At 59.4% G+C, this 16,013-nt stretch carries 13 protein-coding genes and 1 pseudogene; 11 read left to right on the top strand and 3 right to left on the bottom strand.

Annotation, left to right across the window (positions count from 1 at the left end):
* The first annotated feature begins 279 nt into the window (after window positions 1-279).
* Complete coding sequence (gene cobA / locus CARG_RS05750; protein WP_020976461.1) at window positions 280-1,050, top strand: uroporphyrinogen-III C-methyltransferase; 771 nt, start codon at window positions 280-282, stop codon at window positions 1,048-1,050.
* Window positions 1,043-2,548: an MFS transporter gene (locus CARG_RS05745; protein ID WP_236620134.1), complete on the top strand. Its 1,506-nt coding sequence runs from the start codon at window positions 1,043-1,045 to the stop codon at window positions 2,546-2,548. The genes cobA and CARG_RS05745 overlap by 8 nt, the downstream gene beginning before the upstream one ends.
* Here the strand turns inward: CARG_RS05745 and CARG_RS05740 are convergent.
* On the bottom strand, window positions 2,545-3,264 hold the full coding sequence (locus CARG_RS05740) for a YaaA family protein (protein ID WP_041747539.1): 720 nt from the start codon (window positions 3,262-3,264) through the stop codon (window positions 2,545-2,547). The genes CARG_RS05745 and CARG_RS05740 overlap by 4 nt on opposite strands.
* Before the next feature lie 19 nt (window positions 3,265-3,283).
* Between CARG_RS05740 and CARG_RS05735 the strand changes: the two genes are divergently transcribed.
* Window positions 3,284-5,041: a proline--tRNA ligase gene (locus CARG_RS05735; protein WP_020976458.1), complete on the top strand. Its 1,758-nt coding sequence runs from the start codon at window positions 3,284-3,286 to the stop codon at window positions 5,039-5,041.
* A 40-nt stretch (window positions 5,042-5,081) separates the two neighbouring features.
* Here CARG_RS05735 and CARG_RS05730 read toward each other — a convergent pair whose 3' ends face one another.
* Complete coding sequence (locus tag CARG_RS05730; protein WP_020976457.1) at window positions 5,082-5,939, bottom strand: DUF4439 domain-containing protein; 858 nt, start codon at window positions 5,937-5,939, stop codon at window positions 5,082-5,084.
* A gap of 219 nt (window positions 5,940-6,158) precedes the next feature.
* On the opposite strand from CARG_RS05730, the gene rimP reads away from it, so the two are divergent.
* The 8 genes and pseudogenes from rimP to CARG_RS05690 all read left to right on the top strand — a co-directional run bounded on the left by rimP (window position 6,159) and on the right by CARG_RS05690 (window position 15,028).
* A complete protein-coding gene (gene rimP / locus CARG_RS05725) occupies window positions 6,159-6,689 on the top strand; it encodes a ribosome maturation factor RimP (protein ID WP_020976456.1) in 531 nt (176 codons plus the stop codon).
* A 101-nt stretch (window positions 6,690-6,790) separates the two neighbouring features.
* Window positions 6,791-7,774, top strand: a pseudogene (gene nusA / locus CARG_RS05720) (transcription termination factor NusA); the annotation flags it as partial.
* Between the two features lie 426 nt (window positions 7,775-8,200).
* The gene (locus CARG_RS05715; protein ID WP_041747535.1) at window positions 8,201-8,539 is read left to right on the top strand and encodes a YlxR family protein; all 339 of its coding nucleotides are present in this window, start codon (window positions 8,201-8,203) and stop codon (window positions 8,537-8,539) included.
* Window positions 8,540-8,688: 149 nt separating this feature from the next.
* Window positions 8,689-11,484: a translation initiation factor IF-2 gene (gene infB, locus CARG_RS05710; RefSeq protein WP_020976453.1), complete on the top strand. Its 2,796-nt coding sequence runs from the start codon at window positions 8,689-8,691 to the stop codon at window positions 11,482-11,484.
* Between the two features lie 182 nt (window positions 11,485-11,666).
* Window positions 11,667-12,110 (top strand): 30S ribosome-binding factor RbfA, encoded by a 444-nt coding sequence (gene rbfA, locus CARG_RS05705; RefSeq protein ID WP_020976452.1) that lies wholly within the window; start codon window positions 11,667-11,669, stop codon window positions 12,108-12,110.
* Complete coding sequence (locus CARG_RS05700) at window positions 12,094-13,461, top strand: MATE family efflux transporter (protein WP_041747028.1); 1,368 nt, start codon at window positions 12,094-12,096, stop codon at window positions 13,459-13,461. Before rbfA ends, CARG_RS05700 begins: the two co-directional genes overlap by 17 nt.
* A gap of 72 nt (window positions 13,462-13,533) precedes the next feature.
* The gene (locus tag CARG_RS05695; protein ID WP_020976450.1) at window positions 13,534-14,385 is read left to right on the top strand and encodes a metallophosphoesterase family protein; all 852 of its coding nucleotides are present in this window, start codon (window positions 13,534-13,536) and stop codon (window positions 14,383-14,385) included.
* Window positions 14,378-15,028 carry a 4'-phosphopantetheinyl transferase family protein gene (locus CARG_RS05690; protein ID WP_020976449.1) on the top strand — a complete coding sequence of 217 codons (651 nt, stop codon included), beginning with the start codon at window positions 14,378-14,380 and terminating at the stop codon, window positions 15,026-15,028. Before CARG_RS05695 ends, CARG_RS05690 begins: the two co-directional genes overlap by 8 nt.
* A 41-nt stretch (window positions 15,029-15,069) precedes the next feature.
* Here the strand turns inward: CARG_RS05690 and truB are convergent, their stop codons facing one another.
* Entirely contained in the window at window positions 15,070-15,999 is a 930-nt protein-coding gene (gene truB, locus CARG_RS05685) for a tRNA pseudouridine(55) synthase TruB (RefSeq protein ID WP_020976448.1), read from the bottom strand.
* Window positions 16,000-16,013 lie beyond the last annotated feature (14 nt).

Raw genomic sequence — 16,013 nt, 5'->3', positions numbered from 1 at the left:
CTTGAACTGACTGGAGGGGTCTTCCCTGGTACTGACCTTGAAGATTCACTTATACTCCTTCTTTTTTTATCTGGCGTTAACATTCCCATTGGTTGGGATCTTTTCTGCGGTCGCGAACATCGGGTTGCTCTACAATCAGGAAGGCGCGAAAAGGGCCTTTTTGCTCGGGTTCGGTTTAGTCGAATTTTGCGTAGCAGGCGCCCACCAAAAGACACACCCGCGAACAACCCCATCGGTCCCATTGGGCACCACTTAGGCTAGGCGCTAGGATTTACACCCATGAGCTCCACCCCAAGCGCACCCACCCCACCCGTCAGCCTCATCGGTGGAGGCCCCGGCGCTTGGGACCTGATCACCGTACGAGGCATGCACCGACTGCAAGCAGCGGACGTCATCATCGCCGACCATCTAGGGCCCACGGCTGAACTCGACAAACTATGCGACGTGGCCACAAAAACCATCATCGACGCATCCAAACTGCCCTACGGAAAACAAGTCGCCCAGGAAAAAATCAACGCCTACATCGTTGATAACGCCCGGGCCGGCCGCACCGTAGCCAGGCTCAAAGGGGGAGACCCCTACGTATTCGGCCGCGGATTCGAGGAACTCCAAGCATGCGCCGCCGAAGGCATCGCAGTCGAGGTCATCCCCGGTGTCACCTCCGCCATCTCAGTTCCCGCACTGTTCGGCATCCCGGTGAGCATGCGCGGCGTCGTCCATAATTTCACCGTTATCTCCGGCCATCTGCCCCCGGGGCACCCACAATCCCTGAACAATTGGGAAGCGCTAGCCGCAACCGGGGGCACGCTCGCGATCATCATGGGCGTGAAAAACGGCCCCGCCATCGCAGACGCACTGATCGGCCACGGGATGGATCCGAACACTCCCGCAGCCGTGATCCAAGAAGGCTCCACAGACGGTGAACGCGGAGTGCGCACCACCTTGAGCCAGCTCGGGCGCTCAATTGCCGACAATCACATCGCACCACCGGCGGTCATCATCGTTGGTGACGTCGCGGGGCTCGAGGCCACAGGCGGCGCAGGTGGATAAGCGAACACCCCGTACCTTCGGCATTCCCAACGCCCAGGGGTCTCTCGGATGGGCACTCGCAGTCTTAAGCGCCCTGCAACTAATGGTTGTGCTGGACGGCACCGTCGTCAACCTGGCACTGGTCCGCATTCAGGTCGAACTCGGCCTTAACGACAACCTGCGATCTTGGGTTGTGACAAGCTACGCCCTGGCATACGGCGGTCTACTGTTACTTGGCGGCAGACTAGGCGACGTCTTTGGGCGGAAGAGGGCCTTCCTCACCGGCGTCGGACTATTCACCGTGGCGTCACTTACTTGTGGTTTGGCCACGACACCAGGTGTGCTGCTCGCCGCCCGAGTCATTCAAGGCATCGGCGCGGCGGTTGCCTCACCGACCGCAATGGCACTCATCGTCGTGACCTTTCCCCCAGGAAAACCCCGAAACAAAGCCTTCTCAGTGTTCGCAATGATGACAGGCCTCGGCTCGGTACTAGGCCTGGTCATCGGAGGTGCCTTAACCGAAGCGAGCTGGCGCTGGATCTTCTTGATCAACGTGCCCATCGGAGCGTTCATCCTCTTCGCCGGTGCCGCAGTACTCACAGCAACGCCCCCACATGAACGCCTGAGCCTTGACGTGCGCGGCGCAATACTCGCGACGTCAGCATCCACACTGCTCGTTTTTGGTCTTGCAGAAGCGGGCAGCGGACTCAGCCCCACCATCGTCATCGCCCTGTTCGCAGGGGCCCTGGTGCTTCTGTGGTTCTTCCAAACCCAACGCGTGGCAACCAACCCCGTGCTCCCATTGGGAATGTTCCGGCACCGTTCCCGCGCAGCCGTCTTCGTCTGCCTCATCCTCGCAGGCGCACTACTGATGGCCATGACCGTGCAAGTGGCACTTTTCGTTCAGGAGGTCCTCGGATACGGGCCCTTGCGTGCCGGCCTGGCGTTCATCCCCTTTGCTTTCGCACTGGGCACAGGCTCCGCCATCGCCTCCAAACTGGCCGAAAGCGTCGCCCCCCGGTGGATTGCCGCTGCCGGTGGACTGATCCTCGTCGGCGGCTTCATCTTCGGATCCGGTCTAGACGAGCACACCCGCTACTGGCCCGACCTACTTATGCCGATCCTCGTCATCGGTATCGGCGTCGGAATCGTGCTCATCCCACTCACCCTATCCGTGGTCGCCGGCGCACGACCCCAAACCGTGGGGCCGCTAACCGCCACATCCCTGGTGTCCCAAACGCTCGGCGGCCCTCTAGGACTCGCAGCGGTGATGGCCGCCGCCGAAATGAAAACACGCAGCATCTTGGGCCCAGCATTCGACAGTATTAACCGCGAGGCCCTCACCCAGGCACAAAAAGCGGCATTCGGAGCAGGCTACACCAACTCGTTGCTCATCTGCGCCGTGCTCGCCGCAGCCATCGTGCTTATCTCCATCACCCTCGTGCGCTTCACCCCGGCAGACATCGCCGAGGGGAAAAAGGCCGAAAAAGCCGCCCAATCAGCCCCCGCTGAGGACTAACGATCAACCACCATGGTCAACAGCTGGCCATCAACGCGCACCTCAAAGCCGGCGGCGGCAGCAACCCCCGCGACGTCATCAAGTGTTTCGGCCTCTTGCTGATGCAAGGCCAACGCCCGCGCCAATTCGCCCTTGTAATGCTTGTTGAAGTGGCTGACAACCTTGCCCTCGGTGGTCTCCACCCGCACGGTCGCGGCCCCCTTGACCGGACCAAGTGACTGGTACGCGCCAGAACGCATATCCAGCAAGAGTCCTTGCTCATGCACAGGTTCGAGCGCCTGCGTGATCGCCTTGCCCCACCACGCCTTCATCGTCTTGCCACCCAACTTCGTGCCACCAGACAAGCGGTAATGGGGGATATGATCAGCCGCACCCACTACGCCAAACAGGGCGGAACCAATCGCCAGGCGGCTTAAGCACTGTTCATGTAACGACGCCGCGTCCAAAGCGTCATACAACACGCCTGTGTAGCGCGTAATCGCCGGCATCGTGGGGGAGACAAACAACGCACGGTTGGCTTCGACTTCCGCGGGGTTTTTAACCTTCAGCATCGCCAACGCCTCGTCTATGTCGGCGGAGGCTGCCACTAGGGCTTCAGCGATACCTTGGCGCGGGGCGTTCAAGCTGGGGAAACTCAAACGATCCATGTCGAGGGGGCCGAGCGAAGCATCCCCGCCGAAAGCTTTGGTCTCCGAAGGAGGTAACACAATCAACATACGGGTAGCATAGCTACACATGATTACTCGCATGTCCACCCTGTTCCTGCGCACCTTGCGTGAAGACCCAGCCGACGCCGAAGTACCCAGCCACAAGTTGCTGGTTCGTGCCGGCTACATCCGTCGCGTCGCCCCCGGCGTCTACAGCTGGCTGCCGCTAGGCCTGAAAGTGCTCAAGAACATCGAAAACGTTGTGCGGGAAGAAATGAACGCCATCGGGGGGCAGGAAATCTCGCTGCCCGCACTGCTTCCGCGCGACGCCTATGAGGTGACCGGTCGCTGGACCGAATACGGTGACGCACTGTTCCGCCTCAAGGACCGCAAAGGTGCCGACTACCTCCTGGGCCCCACCCACGAGGAGATGTTCACCAGCCTGGTGAAGGACATGTACTCCTCCTACAAGGATCTACCGGCGATTTTGTACCAGATCCAAACGAAATACCGCGACGAGGAGCGCCCGCGCGCCGGAATTCTGCGTGGTCGCGAGTTCGTCATGAAGGATTCTTACTCCTTCGACATGAGCGACGATGGCCTGGATGCGGCTTACCAGAAGCACCGCCGCGCCTACCAGAACGTCTTTGACCGTCTGGGCGTGGAATACGCCATCTGTGCGGCTACCTCCGGCGCCATGGGTGGCTCTGCATCAGAAGAGTTTCTCGCGGTATCGCCCAATGGTGAGGACACCTTCGTGCGCGCAACCGACGGTGTTTACGCAGCCAACGTCGAAGCCGTGGTCACTCAGCCCGGCCAGACCCGCCCCATTGAGGGCCAACCCGCGTCTGTGGAGCACGACACCCCCAACGCCGAGACCATCGCAGCACTGGTGGAATGGGCCCGCGGCGCAGGAATTACTGTCGACGGCCGTGAAGTCACCGCAGCTGACACGCTGAAGTGCGTCGTCGTGAAGGTCACCAAGCCCGGTGAGGAACCGCAGTTGATGGGCATCCTCGTGCCCGGCGACCGCGAGGTTGATTTTAAGCGCCTCGAGGCTTCCCTGGAACCCGCAACCGTCGAGATGGCGGTAGAGAAAGACTTCAAAAACAACCCCTTCCTCGTCAAGGGCTACGTGGGCCCCAAAGCCCTCGCAGCTAATGACGTCGCGGTACTCGCCGACCCACGCATTGTTGAAGGCACCGCGTGGATCACCGGTGCAGACGCCCCGCAGCGTCACGCTGTCAATATGGTGTGCGGCCGCGACTTCACCCCAGACGGCTTTATCGAAGCGGCGGAAATTCGCGAAGGCGATCCCGCACCTGAGGGACAGGGCACGCTCACCCTGGAGCGCGGCATTGAAATCGGGCACATCTTCCAGCTCGGCCGCAAATACACGGAAGCGTTCGACGTTCAGTTCCTCGACGAGTCCGGTAAGCGTTCCGTTCCCACCATGGGCTCCTATGGCATCGGTGTGTCCCGACTCATCGCCGTGCTGGCCGAACAGCGCCACGACGACAAGGGCCTGAATTGGCCGATGGAGGTCGCTCCCTTCAAGGTGCATGTCGTCTGCGCGAACAAGGACGAGGCCGCAGCCGCCGCCGCCGAAGAACTCGCTCAAGCACTCGACGAGGCTGGGGTAGAGGTACTCCTCGATGATCGTCCCAAGGTCAGTCCCGGAGTGAAGTTCAAAGACGCCGAATTGCTGGGCATGCCGCTGGTTGCAATCCTCGGACGCGGCTTCGCAGACGGCACCATCGAAATCCGCGAACGCGGCGGTGAGACCCGTGAGGTGCCCGCAGCTGAAGCCCTAGAAATCCTGCTAGAAGCTGTCGCTCAGGGCTAACAACTAAGAATGATCCGCCTGGCCGGTGCGCGGCCAGGATCTACACGCTGCTGACAAGCTCCATGTGACGAACAGCAGCGGCCCCAGCAAATTTCATACAGGCGGCCCTCCACCCGGGGGTCCCCGCCAACGACGCCGTATGCAGCCACAACTGCTCGGCGTCTTTTTCAATACTCGCCGCGACATCCACCGCCGAAGCTGCATCGGACACGGAGGGTACATCGTAAGCCATCGGCGCAAGGGAAGCATCGCTCAGCAAAGCACTCAACATAGCCACCATGTCCTGGTGTGCAGCGATAGACTCCGCTACCTCACGTGAGGCATCACCATCGACGACAGACTGCAAAGATTCCAATGCAAACAGAGCAGAATACTGCCAAGCAAGAGCCGACGCGGCGTCATCACTTTCACTAGACCCCGCGCCCGGAACACTATCCGGTCGAATATCCGTTGAAAGCTCAATGCCTTCAACATCAATTGGTTGCGCAGGTTCTGCTGTAGCTGACAGATGCACGCGCGGAACCTCCACACCACCGCCAGCGGCAACGGTTACAAGCTCCGTGTAATCCGCAGCAATGAGCCCCATCGACGATTCTGGAAGAGCAGCGACAACCCTCGTCAGCTCACTGGCGCGATCCCGCGCAACTTCGCCAGCAGAGCCCTCCACCTTCACACCGGGGGTGTTTTCGCCCTGTTCACGAACACTATCGACAGTCACATCGCAGCTAGGCGGAACTACCTTCTGCGCGTCATCGCCATCGCCATGCAGCTCATACCCGCACAGGCGGCGAACCTCATCAACCAATTCGGACCCCTGCTGCTGACGCAAGGCCGAAAAATCAGGATCGGTCCCGGAAAAAGCATCCGCATCCGCCAAGGCAGTGTGAGCCAGCAACATTAACGTAGGATCCGGAACAGGTTCGGGGGCGAAGGAACATCCAGGTAAAACGATGAGGCCCCCCGCAACCGTAGCCAAGATACGCGCAGACTTAAGCCCCCATGCCGGACGATCAAATGACACACGCTGGGCTAAAGATGGGGGAGTAGCTATCACCACGCCATCATAAACCGAACAAGCCCTCAGCCCACTGCACTCGGGTGTGCAATAATTCACCCCATGGCTTTTCCACAAGCAGATACGCTTGCACCCATCGTTGAAAAAATCGCAGAACAACACCACCTCGACGTTGAAACTCTCGCCGTCAAACCCGCCGGAGCAAAAACCAGGGTCCTTATCGCTGTTGACGGAGATACCCGGCCAGACCTTGATCTGTTAGAGATAGTTTCCAAGCAGATCTCCGAAGCTTTTGACGCAGCGGAAGACCGCGGGGAACTACGCTTCGGCAACCAGGAATACGCCCTCGAAGTCTCCACCCCGGGCGTGGACCTGCCCCTGACCCTTGCCCGCCACTGGCGCCGCAACCAGGGACGCATCGCAGTAGTCGTAGTGGAAGGCAAGAAGCAGCGCTTCCGGATCGGTGCACTTAACGATGCTGAAGACGCTGTGATGGCCATTGAAACCAAAGGCAAAACTCTCACCAGCTCACCTCGCCCACTTGTAGAGGTCAGTGGGGCAACCGTGGATGTCGAGTTTAAACAACCACCGGCCGCAGAACTAGAACTGGCACAAGCGCCGTTTGAAGATTAAAGTGGCTGCCCGAGCCTTCATCGCAATGTGCTCAACCTCCGCAGCTCAAGAAAGAACCACACTGCGGAACATAACTACACAACCTGCATAAGGAAAAACAAGTGAACATTGACGTCCACGCACTAGAAACAATTGAGAAGGAACGCGGCATTCCGGTACGAGAGCTTCTCGACACTATCTCCCGAGCACTGCTCCAGGCCTACCTCGAAGACCGCGACGATTCCAAGACTTCGCGCGCCCGCGTGGTCATCGACAAATACACTGGTGACGTCGCCGTCATGGTGCAGGAATTCGATGAAGACGGCGTAGCAGGCCCGGAAGAAGACGACACCCCCGTCAACTTCGCCCGTGTCGGTGCCCAGGCCGTTCGCGAAGCTATCGTGGGGCGCCTCCGCGAAGCCGAAACCAATCAGCGACTTGGCGAGTACGCAGGCTACGAAGGCACCGTCGTCAGTGGTGTCGTTCAACGTGACGCCCACGCCAATGAACGTGGCATCGTAGTAGTCAACCTTGGAACAGAGCTCGATGGTCAAGACGGCCTCCTGCTTCCAGCCGAACAAATCCCAGGCGAAAAGCTCGAGCACGGCGATCGTGTCAAGGTGTACGTTGTCAGCGTGGGGCGAGCCCACCGCGGACTTGCGATCAACCTATCCCGCACTCACCCAGAGCTCATCCGGAAACTCTTCGAACTCGAAGTCCCCGAGGTTGCGCAGGGGGCTGTCGAGATCGTGTCGATCGCTCGTGAAGCGGGCAACCGTACGAAGATTGCGGTCCGCTCAACCGTCAAGGGACTCAACGCCAAAGGTGCCTGCATCGGCCCACGCGGGCAGCGCGTTGGCAACATTATGCGTGAGCTCGCCGGCGAAAAACTGGACATCATTGACTTTGATGAAGACGGTGCGCGATTCGTTGGCAACGCCTTGTCTCCATCAAAGATTGTCCGAGTCGACGTCATTAGCGAACAATCACAGTTTGCGCGCGTTACCGTGCCTGATTACCAACTATCGCTGGCGATCGGCAAAGAAGGGCAAAACGCTCGTCTGGCTGCGCGCCTGACCGGATGGAAGATCGATATCCACCCTGACACCGAAGATTTCGGCGCGGACGATCTGGCAGCTCTGCGAGAAAAATTCCGTGAACAGAACTCTGAGTATGAGGCCACGCGCGGCGCTCGGGGCATGGAGGAAGAGGCAGAAGCCAATCAGGCGGCAGACGCTGTACTCGGCGATTTGCACGCCCAGGCATCTGAGCAAGACGTCGACTAGCTCGCCTTCGGACGGTGGACTAAAGAGTTGCATCGTTGTCATATCGGCACTTTTCGCGTAAAGTCCTACAAGGCCCTATAGGTGTGGCTTTCTGCCACGTCACCATTTACCTGCTGGTAGCTATAACGGCAACCAGCTGACAATGGGCCCCGATCATTCGATCGTGGGCGTAGGGGGCCTGCACAGGCGCTCATGCGTGTGTGCGTGTAAGGATAAAATTGGCATACGTTCAGGACGGTGAAACGGTTGGCGAGCAGCGTAGGACACGCCCGACGTCACCCCATCCGTACCTGCATTGCCACACGAACACGGCATCCTGATTCTCAGCTGTTGAGGGTTGTTCTTCGGCGACGATCTGCTGGAGACAAAGTGCAGGGTGAGTTCTTCGTACAGCCCGACCCGCAGCGTAAGCTACCTGGGCGTGGCGCGTGGATCACTCCCGCACAGGAGGCCGTGGAGATAGCTATTGCACGTAGGCAGTTTGCCCGCGCGTTTAAGGTGTCTGCCCCGGTAGACGCAGAGAGATTGTGCTCCTACATCAAGGAGCACACCTCAAAGACCAAGAATGTGGAGACCGAACACTGATGAGCGCACGATGAAGCATCAGCGATGAACGTCATAAACAACTAGAAGCCGGTAGGCGCCTAGGCCCCGCTTGCACCCCCTCGGATTTATCCAAGGAGACACGAAGCACCGGGCGGCACCGGCTTCCTAAAAAAGATTAGAGGAGCATAGTGCCCGGAAAGCTTCGCGTACACGAACTCGCAAAGAAGCTGGAAATTACCAGTAAAGAACTACTCGCTACCCTGAAAGAGCAGGGTGAATTCGTCAAGACCGCCTCGAGCACAGTCGAGCCGCCGGTCGTGAAGAAAATGGAGAAGTTCTACGCCGACAAGCGCGCCGCAGAAGGCGCAGGAGACGGCGACGCACAACAATCCTCGGCTAAAGCCGCTGATTCGAAGGCGGCTAAGAAGCCTGCCGCATCTGCTGCCCCCAAGCCTGGCGCGAAACCAGCTGCAAAGCCGGCCGCTGCCGAGAAAAAGCAATCGGAAGTCAAGGCTGAGGCTAAGGCCACTAAGCCTGCACCGAAGCCTGCTGCACAGTCAGCAGCAAAAGCCAAGGCAACCCCTGCCAAGCCCGCGGCCAAGTCTGCCGCTAAACCTGAGGCTGCAGCACCGGCGAAGCCGTCTGGTTCTGCATCCACGCCTTCAGCTATGCCGCGGCCCATGGCAAAGCCGGGGCCCAAGCCTGGTGCACGTGCTCCCCGTGTTGCAAACAACCCATTCTCGACCGGAACCAGCCCGGCACCTCGCCCCGGTGGCGGACCGCGCCCTGGCGGTGCATCGAAGTCTGGTGGCCAGCGCCCCGGACAGGGTGGCCCCCGCCCAGGCGGTGCTGCCGGTAACAAGCAAGGCGGAGAGCGCCAAGGTGGAGGACGTCGTCCTTCGCCCGCAATGATGCCTTCGCACCCCAACCCCGCACAGATGCCTTCCCGTTCTTCTGCCGGTGGCGGCGGACGTGACGGCAACAACGGTGGCGGCGGACGCGGCGGAAACTTCGGTGGACGCCCTGGTGGCGGCCCCCGCGGTGGCGGCGGACGTCGTGGCGGCACTGCTGGCGCATTCGGACGTCCGGGTGGCGCTCCGCGTCGCGGTCGTAAGTCGAAGCGGCAGAAACGCAATGAGTACGAAGCAATGCAGGCACCCAATGTCATCGGCGGCGTACGTTTGCCCGATGGCGGCGGCTCCACGCTGCGACTGGCTCGCGGTGCATCGCTGTCTGACTTCGCTGACAAGATCGGCGCTGACGCATCGGCACTCGTCCAGGCATTGTTCAACCTCGGTGAAATGGTGACCGCGACTGCGTCGGTCTCCGACGAGACACTGATGCTGCTCGGCGAAGAAATGAACTACAAGGTAGAGGTCGTCTCGCCCGAAGATGAGGACCGTGAGCTTCTCGAAAGCTTCGACCTTCAATTCGGTGAAGATGAGGGCGACGAAGAAGACCTCGCGAAGCGACCCCCGGTTGTTACCGTTATGGGTCACGTTGACCACGGTAAGACCCGCCTGCTCGACACCATCCGCAAATCCAATGTGGGCGGTGGCGAAGCCGGTGGTATTACCCAGGGCATCGGTGCATACCAGGTTCCGGTGGCTTTCGAAGACCGCCAACGCCTCGTTACCTTCCTTGACACACCCGGTCACGAAGCCTTCACCGCTATGCGTGCCCGTGGTGCCAAGTCCACCGACATCGCGATCCTTGTCGTCGCTGCTGACGACGGCGTCATGCCTCAGACCGTTGAAGCAATCAACCACGCTAAGGCTGCTGACGTTCCGATCGTGGTCGCCGTGAACAAGATCGATAAGGAAGGCGCATCCCCGGAGAAAATCCGTGGCCAGCTCACCGAATACGGTCTTATTCCGGAAGAATATGGTGGCGATTCGATGTTCGTCGACATCTCTGCAAAGCAGGGCATCAACATCGATGGCTTGCTTGAAGCTGTGCTGTTGACTGCAGATGCATCCCTGGACTTGCGCGCTAACCCGGACATGGACGCCCAGGGTGTGGCAATCGAAGCCCACCTTGACCGCGGTCGTGGTCCAGTGGCCACCGTCATCGTGCAGCGCGGTACCCTCCGCGTGGGCGATTCCATCGTCGTAGGCGATGCGTACGGTCGTGTCCGTCGTATGGTCGATGAGTACGGCAATGACGTCGACGAGGCCGGTCCGTCCCGTCCCGTTCAGGTTCAGGGTCTCAACTCTGTGCCCGGTGCAGGCGATAACCTCCTGGTTGTCGAAGACGACCGTGTTGCCCGCCAGATCGCCAACCAGCGCAACGCCCGCAAGCGCAACGCACTGCAGGCCAAGGCGCGTAAGCGTATCTCCCTCGAGGATCTGGATTCCGTACTTAAGGAAACTTCCACCCTCAACCTCATCCTCAAGGGCGACAACGCAGGTTCGGTGGAAGCCCTGGAGGAGGCCCTGCTCAAGATCGAGGTCGACGACGAAGTTCAGCTCAACATCATCGACCGTGGTGTCGGTGCTGTCACGCAGACCAACGTCTCACTCGCGGCAGCATCCAACGCTGTGATCATTGGTTTCAATGTTCGCTCCGAAGGCAAAGCCACCGAGGAAGCCAACGCCGAAGGCGTCGAAATCCGCTACTACAGCGTTATCTACCGAGCCATCGAAGAAATGGAAGCAGCCCTCAAGGGTATGCTCAAGCCGATTTACGAAGAGAAGGAAATCGGCCGAGCCGAAATCCGCGCGCTGTTCAAGGCATCTTCCGTCGGCCTCATCGCCGGCTGCATGGTGGAATCCGGCAAGGTTCGCCGCAATGCATCGGTGCGCCTCGTCCGCGACGGCAACGTCGTTACGGAGAAGGCAACCATTGACTCCTTGCGCCGTGAAAAAGACGACGCAACCGAAGTTACAGCCGGTTACGAGTGCGGTATGGTGCTGTCCTACCCGGATATCCAGGTCGGCGACATCATCGAGGTATTCGAAATGGTCGAGGTTCCCCGCGACTAGCACTGGGCTGAGGGCAGCGAGCTAACACTCGCCGCCCGGGGACCGCCTGAGCCGAGGGTCCGTGGTGCGCACTTATAAAAGAGATCGCGCACCACGGGCCCTCGGTGTTTCCAATCGAGGCTGTATAAAGGCCTTGAGAGCATACAATGAACAACAACTTTCACTGTTCAAGGAGTTGACTTATGGTTGATCATGCCCGCGCAGCTCGTCTCGCCAAACGCATCCAGACGATCGTTGCAAATGCCATCGAATTAGAAGTTAAAGATAGTCGACTGGAACTCGTGACAATCACCGACTGCAAAGTCACCGGAGACCTCCACGACGCCACCGTGTTTTACACGGTTCGCGGCCGCACAGTCAATGAAGAGCCTGACGTCGCGGTCGCGGCTGAAGCACTGAAGCGTGCCCGTGGTCAACTGCGAAAGATCATGGGTGAGCAGCTCGGTGTGCGTTACACGCCAACGTTGAGCTTCAGCCACGACACCGTGCCAGAGACTAGTGCGCACATGGAAGCGCTGCTAGAACGCGCCCGTAAGCGTGACGAAGAGTTGCGCAAGCTAGCGGAGAACGCCCGGCTCGCCGGCGAGGCTGACCCCTACAAAAAGGCCGATGACGAACACGAGTAAGTCCGGAAACAGCCAGACTCCTCAAGATCTCCCAGGCACAGATGGGGATCTAAGAGGACAAACCGAGTCCGTTTCAGTACGCCAGATCCTATCTTTGGCTCTGCCCGCACTGGGCGTCCTCGCGGCGATGCCGCTGTACATGCTGTGGGATACCGCGGTGGTTGGTCGTCTTGGGGCCACCGAATTAGCTGCTCTTGGCGGAGCGGTAGCTATACAGGCGGTGGTCACCACGCAGCTGACCTTCCTGTCTTTTGGAACGACCGCTCGCGCAGCTCGACTGTTCGGTGCAGGGCGCAGGCAGGCAGCGGTCGAAGAAGGCATGCAGGCAACCTGGGTAGCTCTCGCCGTCGGCGCGGTGTTGGGCTTGGGGATGATCATTGGTGCCCCACAACTATGCCGGTGGCTGCTCGGGGTAGGTCAGCCCGCTGAGCTTGCTGCCCAATGGTTGAGAGCTTGCGCACCCATCATCCCGGCTGCTCTTGTAGTGATGGCTGGAAATGGTTGGTTGCGCGGCGTCCAAAACACCCGTTTGCCCCTGTATTTCACTCTTGCCGGGGTTGTTCCTGCGACGGTTCTCGTGCCGGTGTTCGTCGATCGTTTTTCGCTTGTCGGCTCCGCTTATGCCAACGTGGTAGGGGAGAGTATCACCGCGACCCTGTTTCTAGTGTGTCTCTTCCGTCAACCCGGGCGCCGTTCGCTCACCCCTGATTTTGGGGTTATCTCCTCTCAGCTGGTGCTTGGGCGTGATTTGATTCTTCGTTCCCTGGCCTTCCAGGTTGCCTTCTTATCAGCTGCTGGGGTGGCCTCCCGTATGGGCGAGGCGGCATTGGCGGGGCACCAGATCCTTTTGCAACTGTGGAACTTTTTAAGTTTGGTGCTGGACTCGCTTGCAATCGCAGCGCAAGCCTTGGTGGGTGCCGCGCTGGGTGCAGGTAGTGCCGTTCGCGCGCGCGGTGTTGGCATGAAGGTGATTGGCTTTTCGCTTGCAGCGGCCGCGATGATGTCGGCTGTCTTGGTCGCTGGCAGCCGGTGGATCCCCGGCTTGTTCACCCGCGACGCCGCTGTGCTGAGCGGATTGGGTACCCCTTGGTGGATTTTGTCGGGCATGGTCATTCTGGGGGGCTGTGCCTATGCGCTCGATGGCGTGTTACTCGGGGCGGGTGACGCTACCTACTTAAGAAATGCCACCTTAGCTTCCGTAGCCTGTGGTTTTATCCCCGGGGTTTGGATTGCTTGGGCGGTGGGTGTCGGCCTGACGGGAATTTGGTTTGGCATTGCTGCGTTCATGCTGCTTCGCTGCGTGTTTATTGGGGCCCGTTTTATATCGATGAAATGGGCCAAAGTCAGCTAAATTGGCTGTAGGGCAAGCCGTACATGAGCTAGTTTCTTTCAACCGTCGAGTGCAAAGAGAGGAGGGCCTCGGGTGAGCCTTAAGCCGACCAACAGTGATGACGCCGCGGGTGTCGCTGGTGCGCGTCGCACCCTGTGGGCTGTCTCCGATCTGCACGCAGCGGTCAAAGCTAACGCCGATGCTATCGACGCGATCCATCCTCGCAACCCAGGCGATTGGCTGATTGTCGCCGGCGATGTAGCTGAGCGCACGGCGGTGGTCGTCGACGTGTTGAAAACACTCCGGCAGCGTTTTGCCCGGGTGTTGTGGGTGCCAGGAAACCACGAGCTCTTCTGTCGGGCAACTGACGTGGACAAAGGTAGGGCGAAATACGATGCGCTCGTACAAGCATGCCGGGACATAGATGTCCTCACTCCCGAGGACCCTTATCCGGTTTTTGGCGGAGTAACCATCGCTCTGCTTTTTACACTGTACGATTACTCTTTCCGCCCTCAGGGATACAGCATCGAAAACGCCGTACAGGCTGCTCACGACCGTCAAGTGATGATGACCGATGAATTCGCGATCGCGCCCTTTGTCGACATTCGCGCATGGTGTTGGGACCGGCTCGCCTATTCGATTAAGCGCCTATCCAAAGTTGAAGGCCCGACCATCCTCATCAACCACTGGCCGCTGGTCATAGAGCCCGTCCAGAAAATGGCATACCCAGAGCTTGGCCTATGGTGCGGAAGTCGGCACACAAGAGGCTGGGCCACTAGATACAACGCCCAATGCGTCATCTACGGGCACTTGCACATGCCAGGAACCGTAGTCGTCGACGGCGTCAAACATCACGAAGTATCACTGGGATACCCACGAGAGTGGCAATCAAACCTAGAAGGCAGGCAATGGCCATTTCCTGTAATGGAGGTGGGCGATGCTTGATCCAAGCCTGTTCCCAGGGTCTGCCCGCTATTGCTACCTGACCTCAACCCCAGGGGACATGTCCAACTTCGAAGCCCTTCACCCTGCGGAAAAAGCCCTCGTCGCCCACGCTGCACCCCGGCGCAAAGCTGAATTCGGCGACGGCAGGTGGTGCGCGCACCAGGCCCTCGCAGAACTAGGGCGAGACTCGGGAGAGCCCATTCTTCGCGGTGACAAGGGAATGCCACTGTGGCCCGCCTCTGTATCCGGGTCACTGACGCACACCGAAGGATTCCGCGCAGCGGTCGTAGCCCCACGACTCCTCGTGCGCTCGATGGGACTCGACGCAGAAATAGCGACAGCTCTCCCAGAAGGCGTGCTAGGCTCCATCGCCCGCGACAGCGAACTCACCCAACTGTCCAGGCTGCGCGCCGCTGGAGTGAACTGCCCGGACACCATCCTGTTCTGTGCAAAAGAAGCCACCTACAAGGCCTGGTTCCCCCTGACCCACCGATGGCTAGGTTTCGAACAAGCAGAAGTAGACATCCGAGAAGACGGCACCTTCATCTCTTATCTGCTAGTACGCCCCACACCCGTGCCGTTCATCAGCGGCCAGTGGGTCATCCGCGACGGACTCGTGCTAGCCTCCACAGCAGTAGTCTAAGAGCGACGCCAACACAACGCGGCGTCATCGCTGAAAAACACCTACAAAGTATTAGGACGCGCCACAAAGACCGTAGCCAAACGCTTGCCCTGCTCCTTAACCATAGCGACAGCCGCCCCATTCGGTGCGACCGCGGCATGCACACCCTTCAAACCCCGAGGCTCCAGCCACTTACCCATCGACAAGTCCAGTGCTTCTTTAGCGCTAACCTCAACCACCGGATAACAGACAGTCAGAGCCTCATCCAAAGACAAACTCAACGACGGGCTGTGCTCCAACTGCTCCAGAGTCCGAGCTTGAGCCAAAGAAAAAGGCCCCACCTCCGTCCGGCGCAACGCAACCAAATGGCCACCAACCCCCAGCAACTCGCCAAGATCCCGCGCCAGCGCACGAATATAGGTCCCAGAAGAACAATGAACCCGAACATCAACATCAACCACGGGCGCGCCGTCCGCAACAAGCCGACGAATTCCCGCGACGTCAAAACTAAACACAGTGACCTTCCGAGGAGGAATACTTACCTCTTCACCCTCGCGAACACGCTGGTGAGCACGCTTACCATCAATTTTGATCGCACTCACAGAGCTCGGGCGCTGCATAATGTCGCCCCGAAACTTACCTACAGCAGCGAGTAACGGGGCGTCATCGAGCGCATCCACAGCACCCTCAGGAGCTACAAAGACAGCATCGCCCTCGGCATCATCGCTGTGAGTCGCCGAACCCAAACGAATCGTCGCCTCATAGGTCTTCGTCTCAGCAACGACATGTGCCAAAAACTTCGTACCACGCTCCAACCCAAGCACCAGTACACCAGTAGCCATCGGATCCAACGTACCTGCATGCCCCACCTTACGGGTGCCAAACAATCGTCGAACACGACTAATCACATCATGAGAGGTCATGCCCTGAGGCTTATCAACAATCAGCACACCAGAAGACTGCAACGGATCAATAGGGGAGGGGGAGGTCATGGAACAACAGTGTA

Source organism: Corynebacterium argentoratense DSM 44202, assembly GCF_000590555.1.
Taxonomy (GTDB): Bacteria; Actinomycetota; Actinomycetes; order Mycobacteriales; family Mycobacteriaceae; genus Corynebacterium; species Corynebacterium argentoratense.
This window is presented reverse-complemented; position numbering and strand designations above follow the sequence as displayed.

Excerpts from the sequence above, each read along its gene's own strand:
- cobA (WP_020976461.1), top strand. The coding sequence starts at position 280 with ATGAGCTCCACCCCAAGCGCACCCACCCCACCCGTCAGCCTCATCGGT.
- CARG_RS05740 (WP_041747539.1), bottom strand. The coding sequence starts at position 3,264 with ATGTTGATTGTGTTACCTCCTTCGGAGACCAAAGCTTTCGGCGGGGAT.
- CARG_RS05735 (WP_020976458.1), top strand. The coding sequence starts at position 3,284 with ATGATTACTCGCATGTCCACCCTGTTCCTGCGCACCTTGCGTGAAGAC.
- CARG_RS05730 (WP_020976457.1), bottom strand. The coding sequence starts at position 5,939 with ATGTTGCTGGCTCACACTGCCTTGGCGGATGCGGATGCTTTTTCCGGG.
- rimP (WP_020976456.1), top strand. The coding sequence starts at position 6,159 with ATGGCTTTTCCACAAGCAGATACGCTTGCACCCATCGTTGAAAAAATC.
- rbfA (WP_020976452.1), top strand. The coding sequence starts at position 11,667 with ATGGTTGATCATGCCCGCGCAGCTCGTCTCGCCAAACGCATCCAGACG.
- CARG_RS05700 (WP_041747028.1), top strand. The coding sequence starts at position 12,094 with ATGACGAACACGAGTAAGTCCGGAAACAGCCAGACTCCTCAAGATCTC.
- CARG_RS05690 (WP_020976449.1), top strand. The coding sequence starts at position 14,378 with ATGCTTGATCCAAGCCTGTTCCCAGGGTCTGCCCGCTATTGCTACCTG.
- truB (WP_020976448.1), bottom strand. The coding sequence starts at position 15,999 with ATGACCTCCCCCTCCCCTATTGATCCGTTGCAGTCTTCTGGTGTGCTG.